Source organism: Sphingomonas sp. BLCC-B65, from assembly GCF_028550675.1.
In the GTDB taxonomy this organism is placed as follows: Bacteria; Actinomycetota; Actinomycetes; order Actinomycetales; family Microbacteriaceae; genus Microbacterium.
Map to the genome: position 1 here is coordinate 2154015 of NZ_JAQQGL010000001.1, position 19511 is coordinate 2173525.

Genomic DNA, 19511 nt, shown 5'->3' on the forward strand with positions numbered 1-19511 from the left:
GGCGGTTCACGCCGCGACGGTGCGCAGCGTCCGGTCGGCGACACCGACGCTCACCCGCTGACCCCAGGACAGCGACAGGCGGTCGTCCTCCATCCCATCGCCGAACGCGACGAGCACGTCCGACTCGACGCGGAGGGTCACCTCCCCGCCGTCGAGTCGACCCGCGAACAGGTCTGCGCCCGTGCTCGGCGACGGCCACGGCTCCCGGACGAACCAGGCGAGTGCGCTCTCGGTGGCGGTGGGCAGCGGCATCCCGGGTGCCTGCAAACGTGCGATCGAGGAGCACCATCCCGTCGCTCCCGTGCCGGTGCCGACGATCACGCCCGACGAGGACTGTCGCTCCCGGCGACCGCCGACCTCGAGCGTGTAGCGCGCCGACTGGTGGCCGCTCTGGCCGATCATCACCTCGTTCAGCGCCGTGAGCGACTGACCGTCGTCGGTGCGCACCCGCACCATCGTGCGTTCGCAGATCGGTGCGGTTCCCGCCTGCGCGGCGGCGGCGAGAGCGACTCCCGCCGCGGGGGTGTGCGGAACGAGCACCCCGGCATTGACGCCGGGCAACGGGTCGATGCCGATGACGGGTTGGATGCCGAGGTACTTCGCGGCGTTGGCGACGAGCCCGTCCTGTCCGACGACGAGTACGACGTCGTCGGGTTCGAAGACGAAGCGGGCGAGGTCGCTGCGTTCGACCGTGGCTCGCCGCCAATCGACCGGGAGCCCCGCGGACACGTCGGCCAGGGCGGCGCGGGTGCGCTCGTGCCGCTCTTCGACGGCGGCGAGGCTCTGGCCGCGCTGATCGAGGAAGAAGGCGACCTGGCCGCGCGTGCCGTGCCGGGCGAGCAGTTCGGTGAGCTCGCTCGCCCGATGCACGATGACGGCTCGAGGGGCGGTCATCTCAGCGTCCCGTCGGTGTCGCGGTCTGCGCGACGGCCCGGCCGCCGAGGCGTCCCACGAGGTCGGTGAGCAGGTCGGGCGTGACGGTCAGGTGGTCGATGCTGGGCAGGTTGCCTGCCAGCTCGCGCATCGCCAGGGCGGTCAGTACCTCGACGGGCACGTCGCGCAGTGCCGCCATTCGGGCCTGCTCGGCCGCGCCGGCCGCCTCACCGAGCGCACGGTCGGCGTCGGCCCGGGCCTGGGCGTTCGTGCGGATGCGCTCGGCCTCCGCTTCCACGGCGATCGCGGCAGCGGCGGCCGCCTGCTCCGCCTCGATGCGGGAGTTGCGTCCCCGCGCTTGGACGAGCTCCTCCTGCCGGCGCGCGAGCTCGACCTGGTTGGACAGCTCGTTCTCACCGATCGCGGCCTCGCGCTCGACCGCGAGGGCGCGGCGGGCGAAGGTGGCCTTGTCGGCATCCTGCTGGATCGTCTCGCGGGCGGGGGTCTGCAGGGCCCGCTCGACGTCGGGCTCGGCGCGCAGCAGCGAGAACCGCACCCCGACGATGGCGATGCCCAGGTCGGTCAGGCGCGTGTCGGCGGCGAGCATGGCGGTCGCCGCGGCGCCGAGCTCGGCGAGGTCGGCGCGCAGGGCGTTGTCGAGGGTGCGCGGCTGCAGCAGGTGCACGACGGCGGCGGTCGTCGCGCCGTGCAGGGGTGCGGCGATCGCGTCGAGCGGCTGCTCGGTCCACGTGCCGGTCACCAGATCGATGGAGAAGTCGATGCGGCGCGCGGCGAGGTCGGGATCGACGATGCGATACGTCGCCGTCACCGGCGCCGACAGCTGCTGCAGGTCGGCGGTGCGCAGGCTCACGACGACCGACAGCTCGCGGTCGTCGAGCGGCACCTCGCTGATCGCGGCATCCAGGGGGCGGAACCAGAACGCCTGTCCTGCGCCGGTGTGGCGGATGCCGCCGCGACGGAAGTGGGTGACGTGCATCGTGGGCGTCGTGCTCAGGTGGCGCACGAACGGGCGGCGGGTGATGGTGGCCATGATGTCCTCTTTCTCTCGTTAGTGTCACTTTGACGATAACCCTTCCCCGTAGTTATCGTCAAGATGACGATTTGAGGTAATCTGAGCGCGTGGACCCCTTCTCCTTCGCGGTCGCGGCCGACCTCGTCGTGCTGACCATCCGCGACCGTGCTCTCCATGTCCTCCTCGTCGAGCGCGGCATCGAGCCGGCGGCGGGGATGTGGGCGTTACCGGGAGGCTTCGTCCTCGCCGACGAGGATGCCGAGAGCGCCGCGTACCGCGAGCTCGCCGAGGAGACGGGGGTGACCGCGGGCGTGCACCTCGAGCAGGTGCGCACGTACAGCGCGCCGGATCGCGACCCGCGCGGACGCGTCGTCACCGTCGCCTGGTTGGCCCTCGCCCCCGATCTGGGCGAGCCGGCGGCGGGATCGGATGCCCGTTCCGCCCGCTGGTGGCCGGTCGCGGACGTCGAGGGTGGTGCGCTGCCGCTGGCGTTCGACCACGTCGCGATCTTCGCCGATGCCCTCGAGCGGGCGCGCGCGAAGCTCGAGTACTCCGCGCTCGCGATGGCCTTCTGCCCGCCGGAGTTCACGATCGCGCAGCTGCGCGCGGTCTACGAAGCGGTCTGGGGAGTGCCCGTCGACCCGCGCAACTTCCACCGCAAGATCACCGGCGCCGCCGGGTTCGTCGAGCCGGCCGGCGGCATGGCCCGCGACGGTGGGCGTCCCGCCCAGCTGTTCCGTCGCGGCCCCGTCGGCCAGCTGCAGCCGCCGTTCACCCGCCCGGAGCGCTGAGCGGCGGGCCGCCGTGCCGGTCAACAGATTCGGAGGATGTGAACGGATGCGGATGCCGCCGCGCGCGGCATCCGATTCTGTTGACCTGATCCGAATCCACGACGTGGACGACGGGCCCGCCCGACCCGCCCGCCCGGCCCGCCTCAGCCGTCGAGCGGGCGGCGCGCGACGAGCAGCATGTGCGTGTCGGGCCAGTCCAGCGGCTCGTTGTCGAGCCCGAGAAGGGATGCCGCGGGCGCGAACCGATTCTCCACGAGCCAGTCGTTGCGCCACGGCCCCGAGCGCTCGTCGATCTCGAGCCCGACCGATGCGACCAGCTCGCGCCAGTCGGCCCACGACAGCGCGCAGAACCGCTCGTGCATCTCCGACAGCCAGTTGCGGGTGTACGAGACGGTCTCGAGGAACTCCATGGCATCCGCCAGACGCAGCTCGATCGTCCGCTCGTCGCGCACCTCGTACTCCCACGCGGCACCGCTGAGCGCGCGGAAGTCCTGCGCGAACTGGGCGACCCGGCTTCCCACCGGCAGCGCGTCGAGGGATGCCGCGACCTCGTCGTTGGATCCCGTCAGCTCGCGCGCGGGCGTCGTGACGTCGCCGCCCCGCATCCGCAGCCGCACGATGCGATCGGGATCGGCCGGCCCGCAGACATCGGAGTTGATCCACACGCCACCGGGCACGGTGTGGTCGGCGATCGCCGACGCGAAGGCCCGCAGCGACGGCATCCCCTCGCCGTAGGAGTAGATCTCGTGCGTCAGCGCGAAGCTGAGCGTCGTGGCGATGCTGCGATCCGGGAACAGGCGCCCGGCCAGGATGTTGCGCCGTAGAAGAAGGTGTTCGGGTTCGCGAACGCGCCCTCGGACTTCTTGTGCTCGCAGGCCGCGAACAGCTCCGGTGCGATCTCCACTCCGATGAGATCAGACTCGGCCAGGGCCGGCTCCTGCGATGCCAGCTCGAGCATCGCCCCCGTCGCGCAGCCCAGGTCGACGATGCGGCCGGGCACGATCCAGGGGCGCGCCTGGGCCCACTTGCGCTCCGCGGCATCCTCGAACGCGCGGCTGTAGGTGCGGTAGTCGCGGGTCGGGGTGAGCCCGCCCTCGTCGCCGATGACGGGGTCGGCCGCGATCTCGCGCGCCTGCGCCGCCAGGCCGTAACGGTCGACGATGTCGAGGCTCGCCGGGTGGGCGTCGGCGCGCCAGCCGTCCGAGCCGGCCATGAGTTCGTCGAGCAGCTGCCAGGGCGTGCACGGCGTGTCGGGATGCTCCCGTTCCATCGGGGCGATGCGGTAGCCCCGAGCGCGGTACATGTCGGCGACCTGGGGGGTCGAGGTGGCGATGATCGCGGTCTCGGGCGCGGGGATGACCCCCTGCGCCGTCGCGTAGCCGATCTCCTTGAGGGTGATCTCGGCGAAGCGGGGCGTGGGCGCGACGTCCATGACCGGGACGACGATCGACGGGATCCGCTCGACGTGCGCGAGGATCTCGATCGCCGCTTCGCGCCGATGTCCCGGGAACGGGTTGCGCCGCGTCGCGGAGTGATTCGCGCTCGTGACCGCCCAGACGACGACGGCGCCGTCGGCGACCGCGATCGGCTCACCGTTCTCGTCGCGCCCGCGGCCGGCGAGCAGTTCGCCGAGGTAGGCCGCCTGGAACCTCGTCAGCAGGTGGTGACGCCCGGGGACGATGATGTGCTGGATCTCGCGGTCTGCGCTCACCCGTTCCACGTTAGTCACGGGCCGTCCGGGAAGCCGCAGCAGCGGAAGACTAGACTCGACGGATGCCGGAACTGTCGGCATCCACACCCTTTTCGCATTCGCGACACGACCATTTGGAGCCACCTGTGGCCGAGCAGTCCCGCCTCGACAAAGTCATCGCCCTCGCCCGTCACCGGGGTTTCGTCTTCCAGGCCGGGGAGATCTACGGCGGATCGCGGTCGGCCTGGGACTACGGTCCCCTCGGCACCGAGCTGAAGGAGAACATCCGTCGCCAGTGGTGGCAGACGTTCGTGCGCGGACGCGCCGACATGGTGGGTCTGGACTCGAGCATCATCCTGCCCAAGCGCGTGTGGGAGGCCTCCGGCCACGTCGCGACCTTCACCGATCCCCTCGTCGAATGTCTGCACTGCCACAAGCGCTTCCGCGCCGACAACCTCATCGAGGACTTCGAGGCGCGCAAGGGCCGCCCGGCCGAGAACGGCCTCGCCGACATCCCCTGCCCCAATTGCGGCACCAAGGGCCAGTACACCGAGCCGAAGGCGTTCTCCGGGCTGGTGAAGACCTACCTGGGCGTCGTGGATGACGAGTCGGGTCTGTACTTCCTGCGCCCCGAGACCGCGCAGGGCATCTTCGTGAACTTCTCGAACGTGCTCACCGCCTCGCGCCGCAAGCCCCCGTTCGGTGTGGGCCAGGTCGGCAAGGCCTTCCGCAACGAGATCACCCCCGGCAACTTCATCTTCCGCACCCGCGAGTTCGAGCAGATGGAGATCGAGTACTTCACGCCGCCCGCGGAGGCACAGGAGTGGTTCGAGCACTGGGTGGAGGCGTGCTGGAACTGGTTCGTCGACCTCGGTGTCGATCCGGCGAACATGAAGCGGTTCGACGTTCCCGAGGAGGATCGCGCGCACTACTCCGCCGGCACGATCGACGTGGAGTACCGCTTCGGCTTTCCCGGCAAGGAGTGGGGCGAGCTGATGGGTGTCGCCAACCGCACCGACTACGACCTGAAGAGCCACTCCGACGCGTCGGGCCAGTCGCTCACCTTCTTCGACCAGGCCTCGGGTGAGAAGTACACGCCCTTCGTCATCGAGCCGTCCTTCGGCCTCACCCGCGCGATGATGGCCTTCCTCGTCGACGCCTATCGCGAGGAGGAGGTGCCCAACGCCAAGGGCGGCACCGACACCCGTACGGTGCTGGCGCTGGACCCGCGCCTGGCGCCCGTCAAGGTGGCCGTGCTGCCACTGTCGCGCAACGAGCGCCTGTCGCCGCTGGCACGCGAGGTCGCCGACGATCTGCGGGCACAGGGGTGGAACGTCGACTTCGACGACGCCGGCGCCATCGGCCGCCGCTACCGCCGCCAGGACGAGATCGGTACGCCGTTCTGTGTCACCGTCGACTTCGACTCGCTCGATGATCGCGCCGTGACCGTGCGCGATCGCGACACGATGGCGCAGGAGCGTATCGCGCTCGACGAGCTCGTCGGCTATCTCGGCTCGCGGCTGCGGGGCGCCTGAGCCTCGGCATCCGCGCCGCGCCGCGCCGCGTCGCGCCGCCGCGCCGCGCCGCGTCTCGGGTCCGCGAGACACCGTCCACGCACCGAGACACGCGTTGTGCACCGGTGTTTCGGTGCGCCGCGCGTGTCTCGCGGTCAGGGGCACGCGGCGCAGCGCGAGAGACCGGCTACCGTGGAGGCATGGCATCCGGCGCACCCGAGTCCACGCTCAGCATCCGCGACCTCGACACGCTCGACGAGATCTTCGCCGCCCATCGGGTGATCGTGGAGATCTGGGGCGGACGAGACCCCATGCCCGCGCCGCTCATGCGGGCGCTGCAGTACTCGGGCAACTACGTGGTCGGCCTCTACGACGGTGAGCGCATCGTCGGAGCGTCCATTGCCTTCTTCTCGCCGCCGGAGCGGCATGCGATGCACTCCCACGTGACGGGTGTGCTGCCGGAGTACCAGCGCCGCGGTTTCGGGCGCCTGCTCAAGCAGCAGCAGCGTCAGTGGGCCATCGCGCGCGACATCGGCACCGTCACCTGGACGTTCGACCCGCTCGTGCGCCGCAACGCCCACTTCAACGCCAAGACGATCGGCGTGCGTTTCGTGGAGTATCTCGTCGACCAGTACGGCTCGGTCTACGACGGCGCCGAACTCGACCAGAACGGTCAGGGTGTCGACAGCGACCGGCTGCTGGTCTCGTGGGCCCTCGCGTCGGCTCCCGTGCGAGACCCGGATGCCGCGGACGTCGTCGCGACCGTCCAGATCCCCGAGGACATCGAGGCCCTGCGCCGCACACATCCGGCCGAGGCGGCGGCGTGGCGTCTGCGCGTGCGCGAGGAGATGCTGTCCCACTACGGGCGCGGCCTCATCATCGGTGGCTTCGACGACGAGCGCGGTTACCTGTTCGTGCAAGGCTGAGCCGGTCACGTTTCGACTCGCCGCGCTCGTTCGACGACCGGTGAGAGCGCAACTCCCGTCGTTGAGCGAGGAGCGGCGCGACGAGTCGAAAGGTCTCAGCCCTTCGCGGACGTCGCTGCGGCTTTCGCCGCCTTCTTGAACTCGCGGACCTTGGCGAGCGACTCGGGCGAGACGATGTCGGCGACGGAGCGGAACGAGCCGTCCTCGCCGTAGGCGCCCGCGGCCTCGCGCCAGCCGGCGCCGGTGAAGCCGTACTGCTTGCCGAGCAGCGCGAGGAAGATCTTGGCCTTCTGCTCGCCGAAGCCGGGCAGCGCCTTGAGGCGCTTCAACACGGTCGGCCCGTCCGGGTCGCCTTCGGTCCACAGGGCCGCGGCATCGCCGCCCCACTCCTGCTCGAGCGTGCGGCAGAGGGTCTGGACGCGACCGGCCATCGACCCGGGGTAGCGGTGCACCGCGGGCGACTGCTGGAAGGCGGCGACGAGGGCATCGGGATCGTAGCCGGCGATGGTCGCGGCATCCACCGCGCCGATGCGCTCCTGGATCTTCAGCGGACCGCTGAACGCGGTCTCCATGGCGACCTGCTGGTCGAGGAGCATGCCGATCAGCAGCGCCAGCGGGTTCTCGGTGAGCAGGGTGTCGGCGGCGGGGTCGTCGGTGATGTGCAGGCTCATCCCTCGAGTGTGTCACCCGCAGACCCGCCGTGACAGCACGGTGACAGCGCCGTCGCCCGCGTGACAGGGGCGCGACAGTGCGCCCGGCGCACAGTGGATGCCATGACCACTTCCACCTCACCATCCACCCTCGCGGTGCGCGCGGAGGGCCTCGTGAAGGTCTTCGGCGACAACCGCGCTGTCGACGGCGTCGACCTGGCCGTCGACGCCGGCACGGTCTACGGCGTGCTCGGTCCGAACGGGGCCGGCAAGACCACCACCATCAATATGCTCGCGACGCTGATGCGTCCCGACGCCGGCCGCGCCGAGATCTTCGGCCACGACGTCTCGCGGGAACCGAACGTCGTCCGTCAGCTGATCGGCGTCACCGGGCAGTTCGCGTCGGTCGACGAGACGCTGTCGGCGACGGAGAACCTGATGATCTTCGGTCGGCTCCTGGGCCTGACGCGCAACGAGGCGAAGCGCAAGGCCGAGGACCTCCTCGAACGCTTCTCCTTGACGGATGCCGCGCGGCGGCCCTTGAAGAAGTTCTCGGGCGGCATGCGGCGTCGACTGGATCTCGCCGCATCGCTTCTGGCCCAGCCTCCGCTCATCTTCCTCGACGAACCCACCACGGGTCTCGACCCGCGCACGCGCGGGCAGATGTGGGACACGATCCGCGAGCTCGTCGCGACCGGCTCCACCGTGCTGCTCACGACGCAGTACCTCGATGAGGCGGATCAGCTCGCCGACCGCATCGCCGTCATCGATCACGGCCGCGTGGTCGCCGAGGGCACGGCCGACGACCTCAAGGCCTCGGTGGGCACGTCGTCGCTGATCCTGCGGATGTCCGATCCCGCCGACGTGGATGACGCCCTGCGCGCGATCGCGCAGGTGCTGGGGGTGCGCGGCACCCTCTCGCCCGAGGCGGCGCGCATCACCGCGCCGATGTCCGACCCCGACCGTGTCACCGATCTGCTGATCACCCTGCGCGAGGCCGGCATCCACCTCACCGAGATGAGCGTGCAGAAGCCGACGCTCGATGAGGTGTTCCTGACCATCACCGGCCGACCGGCGGATGCCGCGGCCCCCGACTCCGCGTCTGCGGACGCCGCCTCAGAGGAGGTCCACGCATGAGCGCCATCGCCCCGACCCGCATCGATCTGACGCCCATCACCCCGGCATCCGAGCGCCGGCTCTCCAACCGCACGAGCCTGCGCCAGACTCTCGAGAACACGCTGACGATGGCGTATCGCGGGCTGGTGAAGATCCGTCGTACGCCCGAGCAGCTCGTCGACGTGACCGTGCAGCCGATCATCTTCACGCTGATGTTCGCGTACATCTTCGGCGGCGCGATCGCCGGAAACGTCGAGAGCTACCTTCCGGCGTTGATTCCGGGCATCCTCGTGCAGACCGTCATCACGACCTCGGTCGTGACCGGCACGCAGTTGCGTGAAGACATGGACAAGGGTGTGTTCGACCGCTTCCGGTCGCTGCCGATCGCACGCATCGCTCCGCTGTCGGGCGCGCTGCTGGCCGACACCCTGCGGTATGCGATCGCGACCTCCATCACGTTCGTCGTCGGCTTCCTCATGGGCTACCACCCGGCCGGGGGCTTCGGCGCGGTCGTCGCGGCCGGACTGCTCGTCATCGCCTGCTCGTGGGCCATCAGCTGGATCTTCGCGTTCTTCGGCGTCATCGCTCGCACGGCATCCAGCGTGCAGGGCATCTCGATGCTCATCCTTTTCCCGCTCACGTTCCTGTCGAACGCATACGTGCCGATCGACTCGCTGCCCGCACCGCTCGCCTGGTTCGCGAGTGTGAACCCGATCTCTCACCTCGTGACCGCGGTGCGCGATCTCGCGAACACGGGGGTCATCGCGGGGGACTTCTGGGCCTCGCTCGTGGGCGCCGCCGTCATCGTCCTCGTCTTCGCGCCGCTCACGGTGCGGGCGTACATGCGGAAGGCCTAGCGCTCGTCCAGACGATCGACGAGTGCGGTGAGCTCCGCCGGATCGGATGCCGCGGCATCCCGTCCGGCGGCGCTCACCGCATCGCGCACGGGCAGGGCGATCGGATCGCTGAGGTCGGCGCGCCCCCGCAGTCGGTCGGCCTCGGCGAGTGCCGCCGCCGCATCGCTCAGGCGATCCGCGGCCAGGAACCAGCGGGCGAAAGCGACCGCGACGTCCGACATGATCGGTTGATCGCCCGTGCGGACGGCGACCGGCGCGGCCCGTCGCAGGGCGTCCGCGGCCCCCGCCGCGTCTCCGGTCAATAGCAGCGCGAGCGCGCGCTTGCTCTCCTGCCACGCGGCGACCTGTGCGGGAAAGCCCGCCAGTGCCTGCTGCTGTTCGAGGCTGCCGGCACGCTCCAGCTCGCGCAGGGCGGCGGCGCCGTCGCCGCGCACCAGCTCGAGCGCGGCTGCCGTCGCGGCGGCCTGGGCGACGGCTCGTTCGGAGCCGTCGGCCCGCGCGCGGGCGAGCATCTGGTCGACGCGCTGCCGGGCCTCGCTCTCGCGACCGAGACGGAGCAGGATCGACACGGAGAGCGCCTGCTGCTGCAGCAGATCGCTGACCGACGTCAGACCTTCGAGCGCCTGCGTCGACTCGTCCGCGATGCGCAGCGACTCCTCCAGGCGCCCCTGCAGCATGAGCCACTCCGATCGCATCTGGCTGGCCAGAGCCGTGCCCCACGCATCGCCGAGGTGCCGGAAGGCATCCAGCGCGCGGCCGCTGGCGTCGCCGAGTCCCTCGATGTCACCGTTGTTCTGCGCGGTGGCCGCGTTCATGACCGCAGCGAACGCCCGGCTCCAGGCGGGGCCGTCCGTCAGCTCGCTCTCATCCAGCCGCAGGTACGTCGACCACGGTTCGTCTCCGCGCCGATCCTGGCGGGCGCGCAGTGCCCCGCGCAGGACGACGGGGAGGATGGCCGCGAGCTCCGAGTCGTACCTCTGCGCGGCCGCGGCGATGCGCGCCACGCTCTGCGCGGACAGGTGCGTGGTCGTCGGATCGAGCATCGTGCGCATCAGCATCGCCATGGCCGCCACCACGACATCCGCCTCGCTGGCGAGGGCGTCGGCGGGGGTCGCGGTCGCGTTCAGAACGGACGTCAGCAGATCGAACCGCTCGCGCAACTGCCAGATCCACAGCTGCGCCCGCGCTAGACGCACCTCGAGCTCGCCGTGACCGATGGAGAAGCGGGTCGCGGCAGCGAGGTTCTCCTCGTTGGCGTCGAACCAGGCGATGGCAGGCCGGGCGGCCGGGGTCCGCAGCGCCCGGTCCTGCGCGAGTGCGAGCTGCGCCATCACGGCGGCCTGGCGTCCGCGAGCGTCCTCCAGCCTGCCCGATCGGTGGAGCGCGTCCAGTCCGTACTCGCGCACGGTCTCCAGCAGGCGGTAGCGGCCGCGGGAGCGCTGCACGAGTGAACGCTCGACGAGGTCGTCGATCGCCGTCTCGGGAAGCCCGAACGCCGCCGTGACCTCGGCCAGGTCCGCGGAGGAGATGCCGTCGGGGAAGACGGCCAACGCGAGCAGCGCGTCCCGCTGCGCGTCGTCGAGCAGGCTCCAGCTCCAGTCGATGACAGCCCGCAGTGTCTGGTGCCGCGGCTCCGCCGTGCGCGGTCCTCGGTCCAGAAGCGCGAATCGATCCGCGAGGCCGTCCTCGATCTCGGCGATCGACAGCACCCGTGCCTTCGCCCCGGCGAGCTCGAGTGCCAGCGGCAGGCCGTCCAGGCGCCGTGCGATGCGGGCGACGGCCTCCGTCTCGCCGGCGTCCGGCGCGTGCCCGCGGGCGGCGCGGATGCGCGCGGCCAGCAAGGCCACGGCATCGCCCTCCGGCAGCGATCCCACCGTGACGAACGCCTCGCCAGGAACGCCCAGCGGTTCGCGGCTCGTGGCCAGCAGTCGCAGCGCCGGTGCCACCCGCAAGGCATCGGTCGCCACCTGGGCGGCGTCGCTCACGACGTGCTCGGCGTTGTCGAGCACGAGCAGCAGGGGCCGGCCGGCGAGGGCGGCGAGGGCACGCTCGCGGGAGCCCTGGGCCTGCCCGACAGTGCCGTCGGACAGGCGGACGCCGCGTCCGAGAGCGGTGGCGACGGCATCCCAGACGCCCCCCGCGTCGGCCGGTGCCAGCTCGACGAACACCGCGGGCGCGTGACGGCGGGCGAGCTCCAGTGCGAGAGTTGTCTTTCCCGCACCGCCGGGACCGATCAGGGTGAGCAGCCGCTCATCGGTCAGCTGAGCCTCGGCGAGGGCGATCTCGTCGGCTCGCCCGATCAGCGCCGTCAAGGCTGCCGGAATGCGTGTGTCGTCCACAGCCCCCACCGTGGGCGCGCCGTGCGGACCCGCGATCCGCTGCGCGTGCGCGCGGTCTTCGAGCAGATCGCGCCGCGCCCAGTCGAAGTCGGCCGGCACCCAGGGGTCCGCCGTCCAGAGATCGAGCGCGTTGCGCGCCAGCGCCGCGGCTCGTTCGGGGTCGTCCTCACGGCGGGCCGCCGCCACGAGGTCCTGGAAGCGGGTCAGGTCGATCTCTTCCCGGCCGAGCGTCAGACGGTAGCCGCCGGACACCGCCTCGATCGTCGCCGAGCCGAGGGCGCGGCGCAGACGCGAGACGAGGGACTGCACCGCGGCGCGCGGATCGTCGGGCGCATCGACCGGCCAGAGGTCGTCCGCCAGTGCCCGCACGGACACCGCGGCGCCCGCATCGACCGCGAGTCGGAACAGCAGGCTCTCCTGCCCGCGACCGCGCGCCGGAAGATGCCCGGCATCCCACGCCGGTCCGCCGAAGTAGGTGAGCCGCACGGCTCCACTCTAGGTGCGAGGCGCCACCTCCCTTCCGGCCCCTCTCCACGACGCGGTGAAAGGATGGGGGCGTGTCCGACAAGCCTGCAGCCGACCTCGCCGACCGTGCCCGCACCACCCGGGTCGTGGTGATCGGTGGGGGGATCGCAGGTCTGGTCGCCGCGTGGGAGTGCGCTCGCATCGGCATGCCCGTCACGCTCATCGAACAGCAGCCCCGGCTCGGCGGCCGGATCGAGACGGACGAGCTGGACGGCATCACCGTCGATCTGGCCCCCGAAGCGTTCTCGCTCTCGGCGCCCGCGCTCGCGGGGCTGCTCGATGAGCTGGAACTGCGTACCGAGGTGGAGCCGGCGCGCGACGGGTCGGTCGCAGTGGCGCTCGCCACCCCCGGTGGCCCACGCGTGGTCACGCTGCCACCGAATCGGGCCGGCATCCCGGCCAACGTGTGGGCTGAACCGGTGCGCGCCCTCGTGGGCGGTCGGGGGGTGTGGCGGGCCTACCTCGATCGGTTGCGCCCTCCGTTGACCATCGGTCGTGAGCGCAGCCTGGGTGCGCTCGTGCGCTCACGCATGGGCGCGCGCCTGCGTGAGCGTCTCGTCGCCCCCCTCACTCTCGGCACCTGGGGTGTCGATCCCGACCAGATCGATGTGGACCTCGCCGTTCCGGGCCTCAGCGCCGCGCTGACCCGCGCGGGCTCGCTCGCCGGCGCGGTCGGCCAACTGCTGCCCGACGACGCCGCGACGAGAGGTCCGCGCCGGGCGCGGTTGCGAGGTGGGCTGACACAGCTGGTCACGGCGCTCACCGAGCGACTGCTGCTGCTCGACGCCGACCTGCGGGTGAACCACCGCGCACGGGGCCTGACGCGAACGCCGGACGGCTGGCTGGTCCATCTCGACCCCGCGGACCCGCGGGACGAGGCCGAGCTTTCCTCCACGCAAGAGTCCGCGGAGCCGCTGGCCGCGGACATCGTGGTGCTCGCCGGCGGAGCGGCGAGCGGTGCCGCTCTCCTGCGTGAGCACGGCATCGTCCTCGAGGCGGCGCCGCGGCCGGTGCGCGACGTCGTGACCCTCGTCATGGATGCTGGGACCGCCGCCTCCGACGGCCCCTCGACGATCTATCCTGTGCCGGGGGCGATGGCGGCGGCATCCGTGATCGACGTCGGCTCGGCGTGGTCGGGTGTGCACGCCCAGGCCGGGCCTGATCGGCGTGTGTTTCGTGTGACCCTCGACGCGTCGCCGACGGACGATGCGACGGAGATCGTCGCGCGCGCCGCCGCCGACGTGACGAGGTTGTGGCCCGGAATCGGGCATGTTCGCGCGGCGACGCATCGACGGGCGCGCCTGGCCCCGCCCGCCTCCGTGCTCGGGCACGCCGAGCGCAGTGCGGCGACCCGCGCGGCGATCGGCCGCCGGCACGGTGGCCTCATCGCGGTGGGCGAGGACCTTGCCGGCGGCGGCGTGTCCGGCATCGTCGCGGACACCCTCGCCGAGGTCGAGCGCGTCCGCCACGACGTGCTGTGGACGCGCTCCTAGCACACGCCTCCCGTCAGGGACAGCCCCGTGACCGGAGGATGCCGGAATCGGAATATTGCGACTACCCTGGAGTCACGAAGCACTCCCGGCACGGACGTGAGGAGACGCCATGAAGGGCAAGATCGGCATCGTCGTGGGACTCGCCGCGGGCTACGTGCTCGGGTCGCGCGCCGGCCGCGAGCGCTACGAGCAGATCAAGGCGGGCTACCTCAAGCTCTGGAACACCGCACCGGTGCAGAAGCAGGTCGCCACCGTGAAGGAGCTCGGCAAGAGCGCCGCCCTGGCTCTGCCGAGCGCCCTGTGGGACGGAGCGGTCAAGGTCACGCGCGCGGCGAGCCGCAGCGGCTCGCCGGGACAGAAGCTCGACTCGGCGATCCGTGCCGGTCGGGCCTCGGCGGACGACGTCGCGCGCGGGGCGGAGAAGACCGCCGCCGAGGTCAAGAAGGCCGCTGACAAGGCCGTCGCGGACGCGAAGACCGCGGCCAAGAAGGCAGCGGACGACTGACATGGCGACGCCTCGGGGATTCCGCGACCGCGCCGACGACAGCCTGCTGACACTCGTCGGCGAGGTGCCGGAGCTCGTCCGCAACCTGGTGGTCGCCGAGATCGACTCGGCGAAGAACTGGGCCAAGAAGGCGGGCAAGGATGCCGGCATGGGCGGCGTCTGGTTCATCGTCGCCCTGTTCTTCCTCTTCTGGTCTCTGCCCGCGCTGGCCGCCTTCGCCATCATCGGACTGTCCTCGTGGATGCCGGCCTGGCTCGCCAGCCTCATCGTGGTCGTGATCGCGCTCGTCGGAGCCGCCGTCTTCGCGTGGCTGGGGCTCCTGCGTTTCAAGCATTTGAGTCGTTCGACCAACCCCGTCGACGCCGTGAAGGTCGACGCGCGCATCGTGAAGGACGTGGCCGATGAGTTCTGACCAGCCGATTCCGCGCACCGCCGTCGCCCTCGGCATCACCGACCCGGTGGAGAGCGCCCGTGCCGAGTTGAAGGCCGCTCTGGCGGCGATCGAGGTCAAGGCGAATGTGCCCAAGCGCGTCGCGCAGGCCACCGATCGTCGGATCGCCGACGCGCGTCGTTACGCACGGCGCAACCCCACGCAGGCCTCGCTCGCCGTGCTCGGTGCGGCGGCGGCGGTGGGACTGGCCGTCTGGGGGATGGTCCGCGCCTACACGCGCTGAGTCGTGGTCGGGCACGCTCGCGCGTGTTCTGACACCTGCCGCGGGCACTGTCAACCCCGTGACCGAGCCGTGCGTCGCCCGGGGTATGCTCGTGTCTCAGGCAGCGGCAATGGTGCGCAAGCTGCCGGCAACGACGACCCGAGCCGCGCAGCCATCGCGTTCGCGCGTGCACGAACGTCGTTGCCGGATGCGCGAAACCGTGCGTCCCGACTGAGCATCACGAAAGTCGAGCATGATTCCTGACCCGCACGCCGCCAAGCCCCTGAAGGGGTGGCGTGTGCTCGTTCCGCGCGGGGGTCCCTGGGGGGACTCCGTCGCGGCGACGCTGCGGGTGCAGGGCGCCGTGCCGGTCATCGCCCCGCTCATCAACTTCGCTCCCTCGACCGATCAGGCCACGCTGGAGCAGGCTCTCGCCGATCTCGCCGCCGGCGCGTTCGACTGGGTGACCCTGACAAGTGCCACCACGGTGGACGTCCTCTACGCCTATCGCGCCGTCATTCCCGCCACGACGCGGGTGGCGGCCGTCGGTGAGACCACCGCCGCCGCACTGGCCGCCGTCGGCTATCGCGTCGACCTCGTCCCCGACGAGGACAACTCCGCGGCGGGAATGGCCTCGCAGCTGATCGAGCTCGAGCCGGCAGCGCGGCGCATCCTGACGCTGCGCAGCGAGATCGCCAAGCCGGTGCTCACGCGCCGCCTCACCGAAGCGGGACACGACGTGCGCAGCGTCGTCGCCTACCGCACGGTCGGGGTGCCGGTGACGGAGCGGATCGCGCACGACGTCGCCAGCGGCCGCATCAACGCGATTCTCGTCACCAGCGGCTCGGTCGCCGAGCAGGTGCGGCTGCAGTTCCCCGAGATCCCCGACACCACCGTGATCGCCGCCATCGGACCGCGCACCGCGAAGGATGCCCGGAAGGTGGGTCTCGGCGTGAGCGCGGTGGCGCGGGAGCAGACCGTGGAGGGGCTCATCACGGCGGTGTCGAACTTTCCGCTGCCGCACGCCACGGACGAGTTCCACCTCTGACGCGCGATCCGCGCTCTCCGTTCAGCCGAGGATCTGCGCGAGGAAGCGCGCCTGCTCCTCCCACTGGAACGCCTGACCGCCCTCGTGCTCGTTGAAGTCGTAGACGCGGATCTGCTTGTCATCTCGCTCGACGTGGTTGTAGGCCGCGTAGACGGTCGAGGGCGGGCACACCGGGTCGAGCAGGCCGACCGAGAACAGGGCGGGCGCACTCAGACGGCGCGCGAAGTTCACGCCGTCGAAGTAGGAGAGCGTGTCGAGCACCCGTTGCGTGGCACCGCGGTGCACCGAGAGGTAGCGCACCACTTCGTGGTACGGCTCGCGGTCGGTCATCCCGATCGCGCGTTCGAAATGGCAGAGGAAGGGCACGTCGGGCATGACCGCGACGAGTCCCTCGCTCAGTGCCGCCGCGGCCAACGTGATGCCGCCGCCCTGGCTGCCGCCGGTCACGGCGATGCGCGCGGCATCCACGACCGGAAGGGTGCGAGCGGCGTCGATGAGGCGCACGGCGTCGGTGAACACGCGGCGGTAGTAGTAGTCCTCGGGCGATTCGATGCCGCGAGTCATGTAGCCGTTGGTCGAGGGCCCGGTGCCGTGCGGATCCGGTGTCGATCCCGGAGCTCCCCAGGTGGATCCCTGCCCACGCGTGTCCATGAACAGATGCGCGTAGCCGGCCGAGGCCCAGCCGAGCCGTTCGGTCGGAAGCCCGCGACCTCCGCCGTAACCGTTGAACTCGATGACGGTGGGCAGCGCAGCGGCAGCGTCGGCACGTCGGGGCGTGTGCAGCCACGCCTTGACGGGTTCGCCGGCGAACCCCGGGAACGTCACGTCGAAGACATCGATGGTGCTCAGCACGGTCTCCACGGGCTGGACCACGATCTCGCCTCCGGCCGCGCGCGACTGCGCGATCGTCCGCGCCCAGAACTCGTCGAAGTCGACGGGCTCGCGCACCGCGGGACGAAAGGCTTCCAGGGCGGGGAGATCGAGATCGAATCGAGGCATCGGGAGACTCCGTGTCGGGTGACGCCGGCGCATCGTCGCCGACGTTCCACGATATCGCCCGCGCCGAGACCGGATCGTTGCGGGGCTGTGAGCATCCGCACATGGTGACGCTGGCAGACTGAAGTCATGGTGACCCTGCTGCTCGATTCGACGCAGCTCGAGGTCGTGCTGTCGGGCGTCGAACGCGCCCTGTCGCGGCGATCGGAGAGCGTGCGCGTCGACAGGTCTCACATCCTCCGGGTGCAGCTGACCGACGACGCCTGGACCTGGCTGCGCGGAGTGCCCAGCCCCGGCACGCAGGTGCGGGGCACCGTCGCGATGGGAACCTGGCGCTCCGCGAGCGGCAACGATTTCGTCCTGGTGCGCCGTCGTCGCCCGGCGGTGGTCGTCGATCTCTCCGACGATGCCGAGTTCGAGCGCCTCGTGCTGACGACTCGTCACGGGGTCGCGCTCGTCCAGGCATTGCGTCTGGACGGCGACGACGCGTCGGACGTCGTCGAACTCGCCGACTCCTGACGGCGGGTCAGGCGACGTCGCGCCGCCAGCTCGTCAGATAGCCGAGGCCGACGAACACCACGGCGTAGCCGAGCAAGACCATGCCTCCGCCCCACCACGCGAGAGGGACGGCCCCGCCGGCGCCCATCGTCGCGTAGATGCTGGTGCCGACCAGGGCGTCCGAGGCCGCACCCGGTAGGTAGGCGGTGACACCCGACAGGCCCTCGACCAGCGTTGACACAGTTCGCGCGATGGGCTCGACGAACTGCGTGAACGCCAGCACGCCGACGACGGCGGCGACTTGATTGCGCACGAGGGTGCCGACGCCGACGCCGATCAGCGTCCACAGAACGAAACTCGCCACGATGCGCCCGATCATCGCCCAGGTGTCGCTCTCGCCCAGCCGCGTGTCGACGCCGAACGCGGCGAGTGCCGCCGCGCCGATCCCGACCGCCGCGACGAGCGCGACGCCGGCGTAGAGCAGGCCCATGACGACACCCGCGGTCAGCTTGCCGCCGAGGGCGATCCCTCGCCGCGGCGTGGCCAGGAACGTCGGCGTCAGCGTCTTGTGCCGGAACTCGTTGGTCACCAGGAGGGTGCCGATGAGCAGGGGGAACACGTAGCCGACGGAGGTGGCGAGGCTGTAGATGAGCGGAGGCAGCATCGTCGGCGACATCTCGGCACCGCTGGTCGAGCTGCCCGGCAGCGTCCCGCTGGCGACCGCACCGAAGACGGCGGACAGGCCGCCCGCGGTCACCCCGACGTAGGCGAGCAGAACGACGGCGAGAATCCACCACATCGCCGTGGTGAACTGCTTCGTGAGCTCCGACCGGGACGCGTTGACGAGACTCATCGCACATCTCCTTCCTCGGCGGCGACCGTATCGTTCGGGTCGTCCTCGACGGCGTGGATGTACTCGGCGTCCTCGACGCCCGGCTCCGGGTCTTCGGGCGAGGTCGTGACGGGCGCGGCAGCGGCCGCGAGCGGCGCGGGGAGGTCGTTCACCGGGGATGACGCCGGCGCCGCCGGCGCCTGGACACGCGTGCCGTTCACCAGCTCGAGGAACACCTCCTCCAGCACCGGGCCACGCCGCTGCAGATGCGACAGGGCGACTCCCGCGGCCGCGGCGATGGCGCCGAGTCGCGCGGGCTCGGCGCCGCGCACGGAGAAGCCCGAGCGCAGGGGCGTGTACGCGATGCCTGCGGCATCGAGAGCATTCGCCAGGGCGGTGCGGTCGGGGGCATCGATGATCGTCGCCACGTCGTCCGCGGCGACGAGGTCGCCGATATCGCCCTCGTAGACGAGTCGGCCGCGGGAGATGACCAGCAGTGCCGACACCGTCTGCTGCACCTCGGCGAGCATGTGCGACGACACGAGCACCGTGCGTCCTTCGCCGGCCAGTTGGCCGAGGAAGCCGCGCAGCCACTTGATCCCCTCGGGGTCCAGACCGTTCGCGGGCTCGTCGAGCACCAGCACGCCGGGGTCTCCGAGCAGCGTGTAGGCCAGGCTGAGGCGCTGTCGCATGCCGAGCGAGAAGCCGCCCACCTTGCGGCCGGCAGCGTCGGCGAGCCCCACGAGGCCCAGGACTTCGTCCACTCGTGCGCGGGGGAGCCCCGCCGCGTGTGCGGCGACGGTGAGGTGACCGGCGGCGGTGCGCCCGGGATGGAAGCTGGAGGCCTCGAGTGCGGCGCCGACGGTCTGCAGCGGATGGCGCAGCTCCGAGTACCGCCGGCCGCCGATGGTGGCGGTGCCGGAGGTGGCGCGCACAAGCGCGAGCAGGATGCGCAACGACGTCGTCTTGCCCGCGCCGTTGGGGCCGAGAAATCCCGTCACGCGTCCGGGCTCGACGCGGGCGGTGAAGTCGTCGACGGCGCGAATCGCGCCGAATGTCTTCGTGACCCCACGGAACTCGAGGAGGTGTCCTTCGGGCATCGTCGTCCTCTCGTCAGCACCGGCCGTCGTCGGCCGCCGTCTCCATCCTGCCCGATCGGCCCGCGCGGGCCT

General features: G+C 71.1%; 20 protein-coding genes. 11 read left to right on the plus strand and 9 right to left on the minus strand.

Annotated elements, in window-relative coordinates; translation table 11 throughout:
• Positions 1-6: 6 nt before the first annotated feature.
• Positions 7-894 (minus strand): NAD(+)/NADH kinase, encoded by an 888-nt coding sequence (locus PP359_RS10205; RefSeq protein ID WP_499250498.1) that lies wholly within the window; start codon positions 892-894, stop codon positions 7-9.
• Position 895: 1 nt separating this feature from the next.
• Entirely contained in the window at positions 896-1924 is a 1029-nt protein-coding gene (locus PP359_RS10210) for an SPFH domain-containing protein (RefSeq protein WP_499250499.1), read from the minus strand.
• A gap of 89 nt (positions 1925-2013) precedes the next feature.
• Between PP359_RS10210 and PP359_RS10215 the strand changes: the two genes are divergently transcribed.
• Positions 2014-2697 carry an NUDIX hydrolase gene (locus tag PP359_RS10215; protein ID WP_499250500.1) on the plus strand — a complete coding sequence of 228 codons (684 nt, stop codon included), beginning with the start codon at positions 2014-2016 and terminating at the stop codon, positions 2695-2697.
• Positions 2698-2840: 143 nt separating this feature from the next.
• Here PP359_RS10215 and PP359_RS10220 read toward each other — a convergent pair whose 3' ends face one another.
• Both PP359_RS10220 and PP359_RS10225 read right to left on the minus strand, forming a co-directional pair.
• Entirely contained in the window at positions 2841-3419 is a 579-nt protein-coding gene (locus tag PP359_RS10220) for a hypothetical protein (RefSeq protein ID WP_499250501.1), read from the minus strand.
• Positions 3420-3448: 29 nt separating this feature from the next.
• Positions 3449-4408 (minus strand): hypothetical protein, encoded by a 960-nt coding sequence (locus PP359_RS10225; protein WP_499250502.1) that lies wholly within the window; start codon positions 4406-4408, stop codon positions 3449-3451.
• A gap of 125 nt (positions 4409-4533) precedes the next feature.
• Between PP359_RS10225 and PP359_RS10230 the strand changes: the two genes are divergently transcribed.
• Positions 4534-5922, plus strand: coding sequence for a glycine--tRNA ligase (locus PP359_RS10230; protein WP_036318153.1), 1389 nt, complete (start codon positions 4534-4536; stop codon positions 5920-5922).
• Between the two features lie 179 nt (positions 5923-6101).
• Positions 6102-6827 (plus strand): GNAT family N-acetyltransferase, encoded by a 726-nt coding sequence (locus PP359_RS10235; RefSeq protein ID WP_499250503.1) that lies wholly within the window; start codon positions 6102-6104, stop codon positions 6825-6827.
• 95 nt (positions 6828-6922) lie between these two features.
• On the opposite strand, the gene PP359_RS10240 is transcribed toward PP359_RS10235, so the two are convergent.
• Entirely contained in the window at positions 6923-7498 is a 576-nt protein-coding gene (locus PP359_RS10240; protein ID WP_036318155.1) for an HhH-GPD-type base excision DNA repair protein, read from the minus strand.
• 102 nt (positions 7499-7600) lie between these two features.
• Between PP359_RS10240 and PP359_RS10245 the strand changes: the two genes are divergently transcribed.
• Positions 7601-8614, plus strand: coding sequence for a daunorubicin resistance protein DrrA family ABC transporter ATP-binding protein (locus PP359_RS10245; RefSeq protein WP_036318156.1), 1014 nt, complete (start codon positions 7601-7603; stop codon positions 8612-8614).
• Positions 8611-9450 (plus strand): ABC transporter permease, encoded by an 840-nt coding sequence (locus PP359_RS10250; RefSeq protein ID WP_499250504.1) that lies wholly within the window; start codon positions 8611-8613, stop codon positions 9448-9450. Before PP359_RS10245 ends, PP359_RS10250 begins: the two co-directional genes overlap by 4 nt.
• Here the strand turns inward: PP359_RS10250 and PP359_RS10255 are convergent.
• Positions 9447-12275, minus strand: coding sequence for an ATP-binding protein (locus PP359_RS10255; RefSeq protein WP_499250505.1), 2829 nt, complete (start codon positions 12273-12275; stop codon positions 9447-9449). The two genes, PP359_RS10250 and PP359_RS10255, sit on opposite strands and share 4 nt — an antisense overlap.
• Positions 12276-12346: 71 nt before the next feature.
• On the opposite strand from PP359_RS10255, the gene PP359_RS10260 reads away from it, so the two are divergent.
• From PP359_RS10260 to PP359_RS10280, 5 genes are all read left to right on the plus strand, one after another.
• Complete coding sequence (locus PP359_RS10260; RefSeq protein ID WP_499250506.1) at positions 12347-13807, plus strand: protoporphyrinogen/coproporphyrinogen oxidase; 1461 nt, start codon at positions 12347-12349, stop codon at positions 13805-13807.
• A gap of 109 nt (positions 13808-13916) precedes the next feature.
• Positions 13917-14312, plus strand: coding sequence for a hypothetical protein (locus tag PP359_RS10265; protein ID WP_036318162.1), 396 nt, complete (start codon positions 13917-13919; stop codon positions 14310-14312).
• Position 14313: 1 nt separating this feature from the next.
• A complete protein-coding gene (locus PP359_RS10270; RefSeq protein WP_036318163.1) occupies positions 14314-14724 on the plus strand; it encodes a phage holin family protein in 411 nt (136 codons plus the stop codon).
• A complete protein-coding gene (locus tag PP359_RS10275; RefSeq protein ID WP_039416267.1) occupies positions 14714-14986 on the plus strand; it encodes a hypothetical protein in 273 nt (90 codons plus the stop codon). The genes PP359_RS10270 and PP359_RS10275 overlap by 11 nt, the downstream gene beginning before the upstream one ends.
• A 232-nt stretch (positions 14987-15218) precedes the next feature.
• Positions 15219-16013, plus strand: a complete 795-nt coding sequence (locus tag PP359_RS10280) for a uroporphyrinogen-III synthase (RefSeq protein ID WP_112931976.1) — start codon at positions 15219-15221, stop codon at positions 16011-16013.
• A gap of 21 nt (positions 16014-16034) precedes the next feature.
• Here the strand turns inward: PP359_RS10280 and PP359_RS10285 are convergent, their stop codons facing one another.
• Positions 16035-17012: an acetylxylan esterase gene (locus tag PP359_RS10285; protein ID WP_499250507.1), complete on the minus strand. Its 978-nt coding sequence runs from the start codon at positions 17010-17012 to the stop codon at positions 16035-16037.
• A 126-nt stretch (positions 17013-17138) separates the two neighbouring features.
• Here PP359_RS10285 and PP359_RS10290 point away from each other — a divergent pair, with 126 nt between their 5' ends.
• Positions 17139-17528, plus strand: a complete 390-nt coding sequence (locus PP359_RS10290) for a hypothetical protein (protein ID WP_112931974.1) — start codon at positions 17139-17141, stop codon at positions 17526-17528.
• Between the two features lie 7 nt (positions 17529-17535).
• On the opposite strand, the gene PP359_RS10295 is transcribed toward PP359_RS10290, so the two are convergent.
• Together PP359_RS10295 and PP359_RS10300 are read right to left on the minus strand one after the other, a co-directional pair.
• Positions 17536-18360 (minus strand): ABC transporter permease, encoded by an 825-nt coding sequence (locus PP359_RS10295; protein WP_036318149.1) that lies wholly within the window; start codon positions 18358-18360, stop codon positions 17536-17538.
• On the minus strand, positions 18357-19439 hold the full coding sequence (locus PP359_RS10300; RefSeq protein ID WP_499250508.1) for an ATP-binding cassette domain-containing protein: 1083 nt from the start codon (positions 19437-19439) through the stop codon (positions 18357-18359). Before PP359_RS10300 ends, PP359_RS10295 begins: the two co-directional genes overlap by 4 nt.
• Positions 19440-19511: the final 72 nt, after the last annotated feature.

Excerpts from the sequence above, each read along its gene's own strand:
- PP359_RS10300 (WP_499250508.1), bottom strand. The coding sequence starts at position 19,439 with ATGCCCGAAGGACACCTCCTCGAGTTCCGTGGGGTCACGAAGACATTC.
- PP359_RS10250 (WP_499250504.1), top strand. The coding sequence starts at position 8,611 with ATGAGCGCCATCGCCCCGACCCGCATCGATCTGACGCCCATCACCCCG.
- PP359_RS10295 (WP_036318149.1), bottom strand. The coding sequence starts at position 18,360 with ATGAGTCTCGTCAACGCGTCCCGGTCGGAGCTCACGAAGCAGTTCACC.
- PP359_RS10240 (WP_036318155.1), bottom strand. The coding sequence starts at position 7,498 with ATGAGCCTGCACATCACCGACGACCCCGCCGCCGACACCCTGCTCACC.
- PP359_RS10265 (WP_036318162.1), top strand. The coding sequence starts at position 13,917 with ATGAAGGGCAAGATCGGCATCGTCGTGGGACTCGCCGCGGGCTACGTG.
- PP359_RS10245 (WP_036318156.1), top strand. The coding sequence starts at position 7,601 with ATGACCACTTCCACCTCACCATCCACCCTCGCGGTGCGCGCGGAGGGC.
- PP359_RS10285 (WP_499250507.1), bottom strand. The coding sequence starts at position 17,012 with ATGCCTCGATTCGATCTCGATCTCCCCGCCCTGGAAGCCTTTCGTCCC.
- PP359_RS10235 (WP_499250503.1), top strand. The coding sequence starts at position 6,102 with ATGGCATCCGGCGCACCCGAGTCCACGCTCAGCATCCGCGACCTCGAC.
- PP359_RS10270 (WP_036318163.1), top strand. The coding sequence starts at position 14,314 with ATGGCGACGCCTCGGGGATTCCGCGACCGCGCCGACGACAGCCTGCTG.
- PP359_RS10220 (WP_499250501.1), bottom strand. The coding sequence starts at position 3,419 with ATGCCGTCGCTGCGGGCCTTCGCGTCGGCGATCGCCGACCACACCGTG.
- PP359_RS10205 (WP_499250498.1), bottom strand. The coding sequence starts at position 894 with ATGACCGCCCCTCGAGCCGTCATCGTGCATCGGGCGAGCGAGCTCACC.
- PP359_RS10290 (WP_112931974.1), top strand. The coding sequence starts at position 17,139 with ATGGTGACCCTGCTGCTCGATTCGACGCAGCTCGAGGTCGTGCTGTCG.
- PP359_RS10275 (WP_039416267.1), top strand. The coding sequence starts at position 14,714 with ATGAGTTCTGACCAGCCGATTCCGCGCACCGCCGTCGCCCTCGGCATC.
- PP359_RS10210 (WP_499250499.1), bottom strand. The coding sequence starts at position 1,924 with ATGGCCACCATCACCCGCCGCCCGTTCGTGCGCCACCTGAGCACGACG.
- PP359_RS10280 (WP_112931976.1), top strand. The coding sequence starts at position 15,219 with ATGATTCCTGACCCGCACGCCGCCAAGCCCCTGAAGGGGTGGCGTGTG.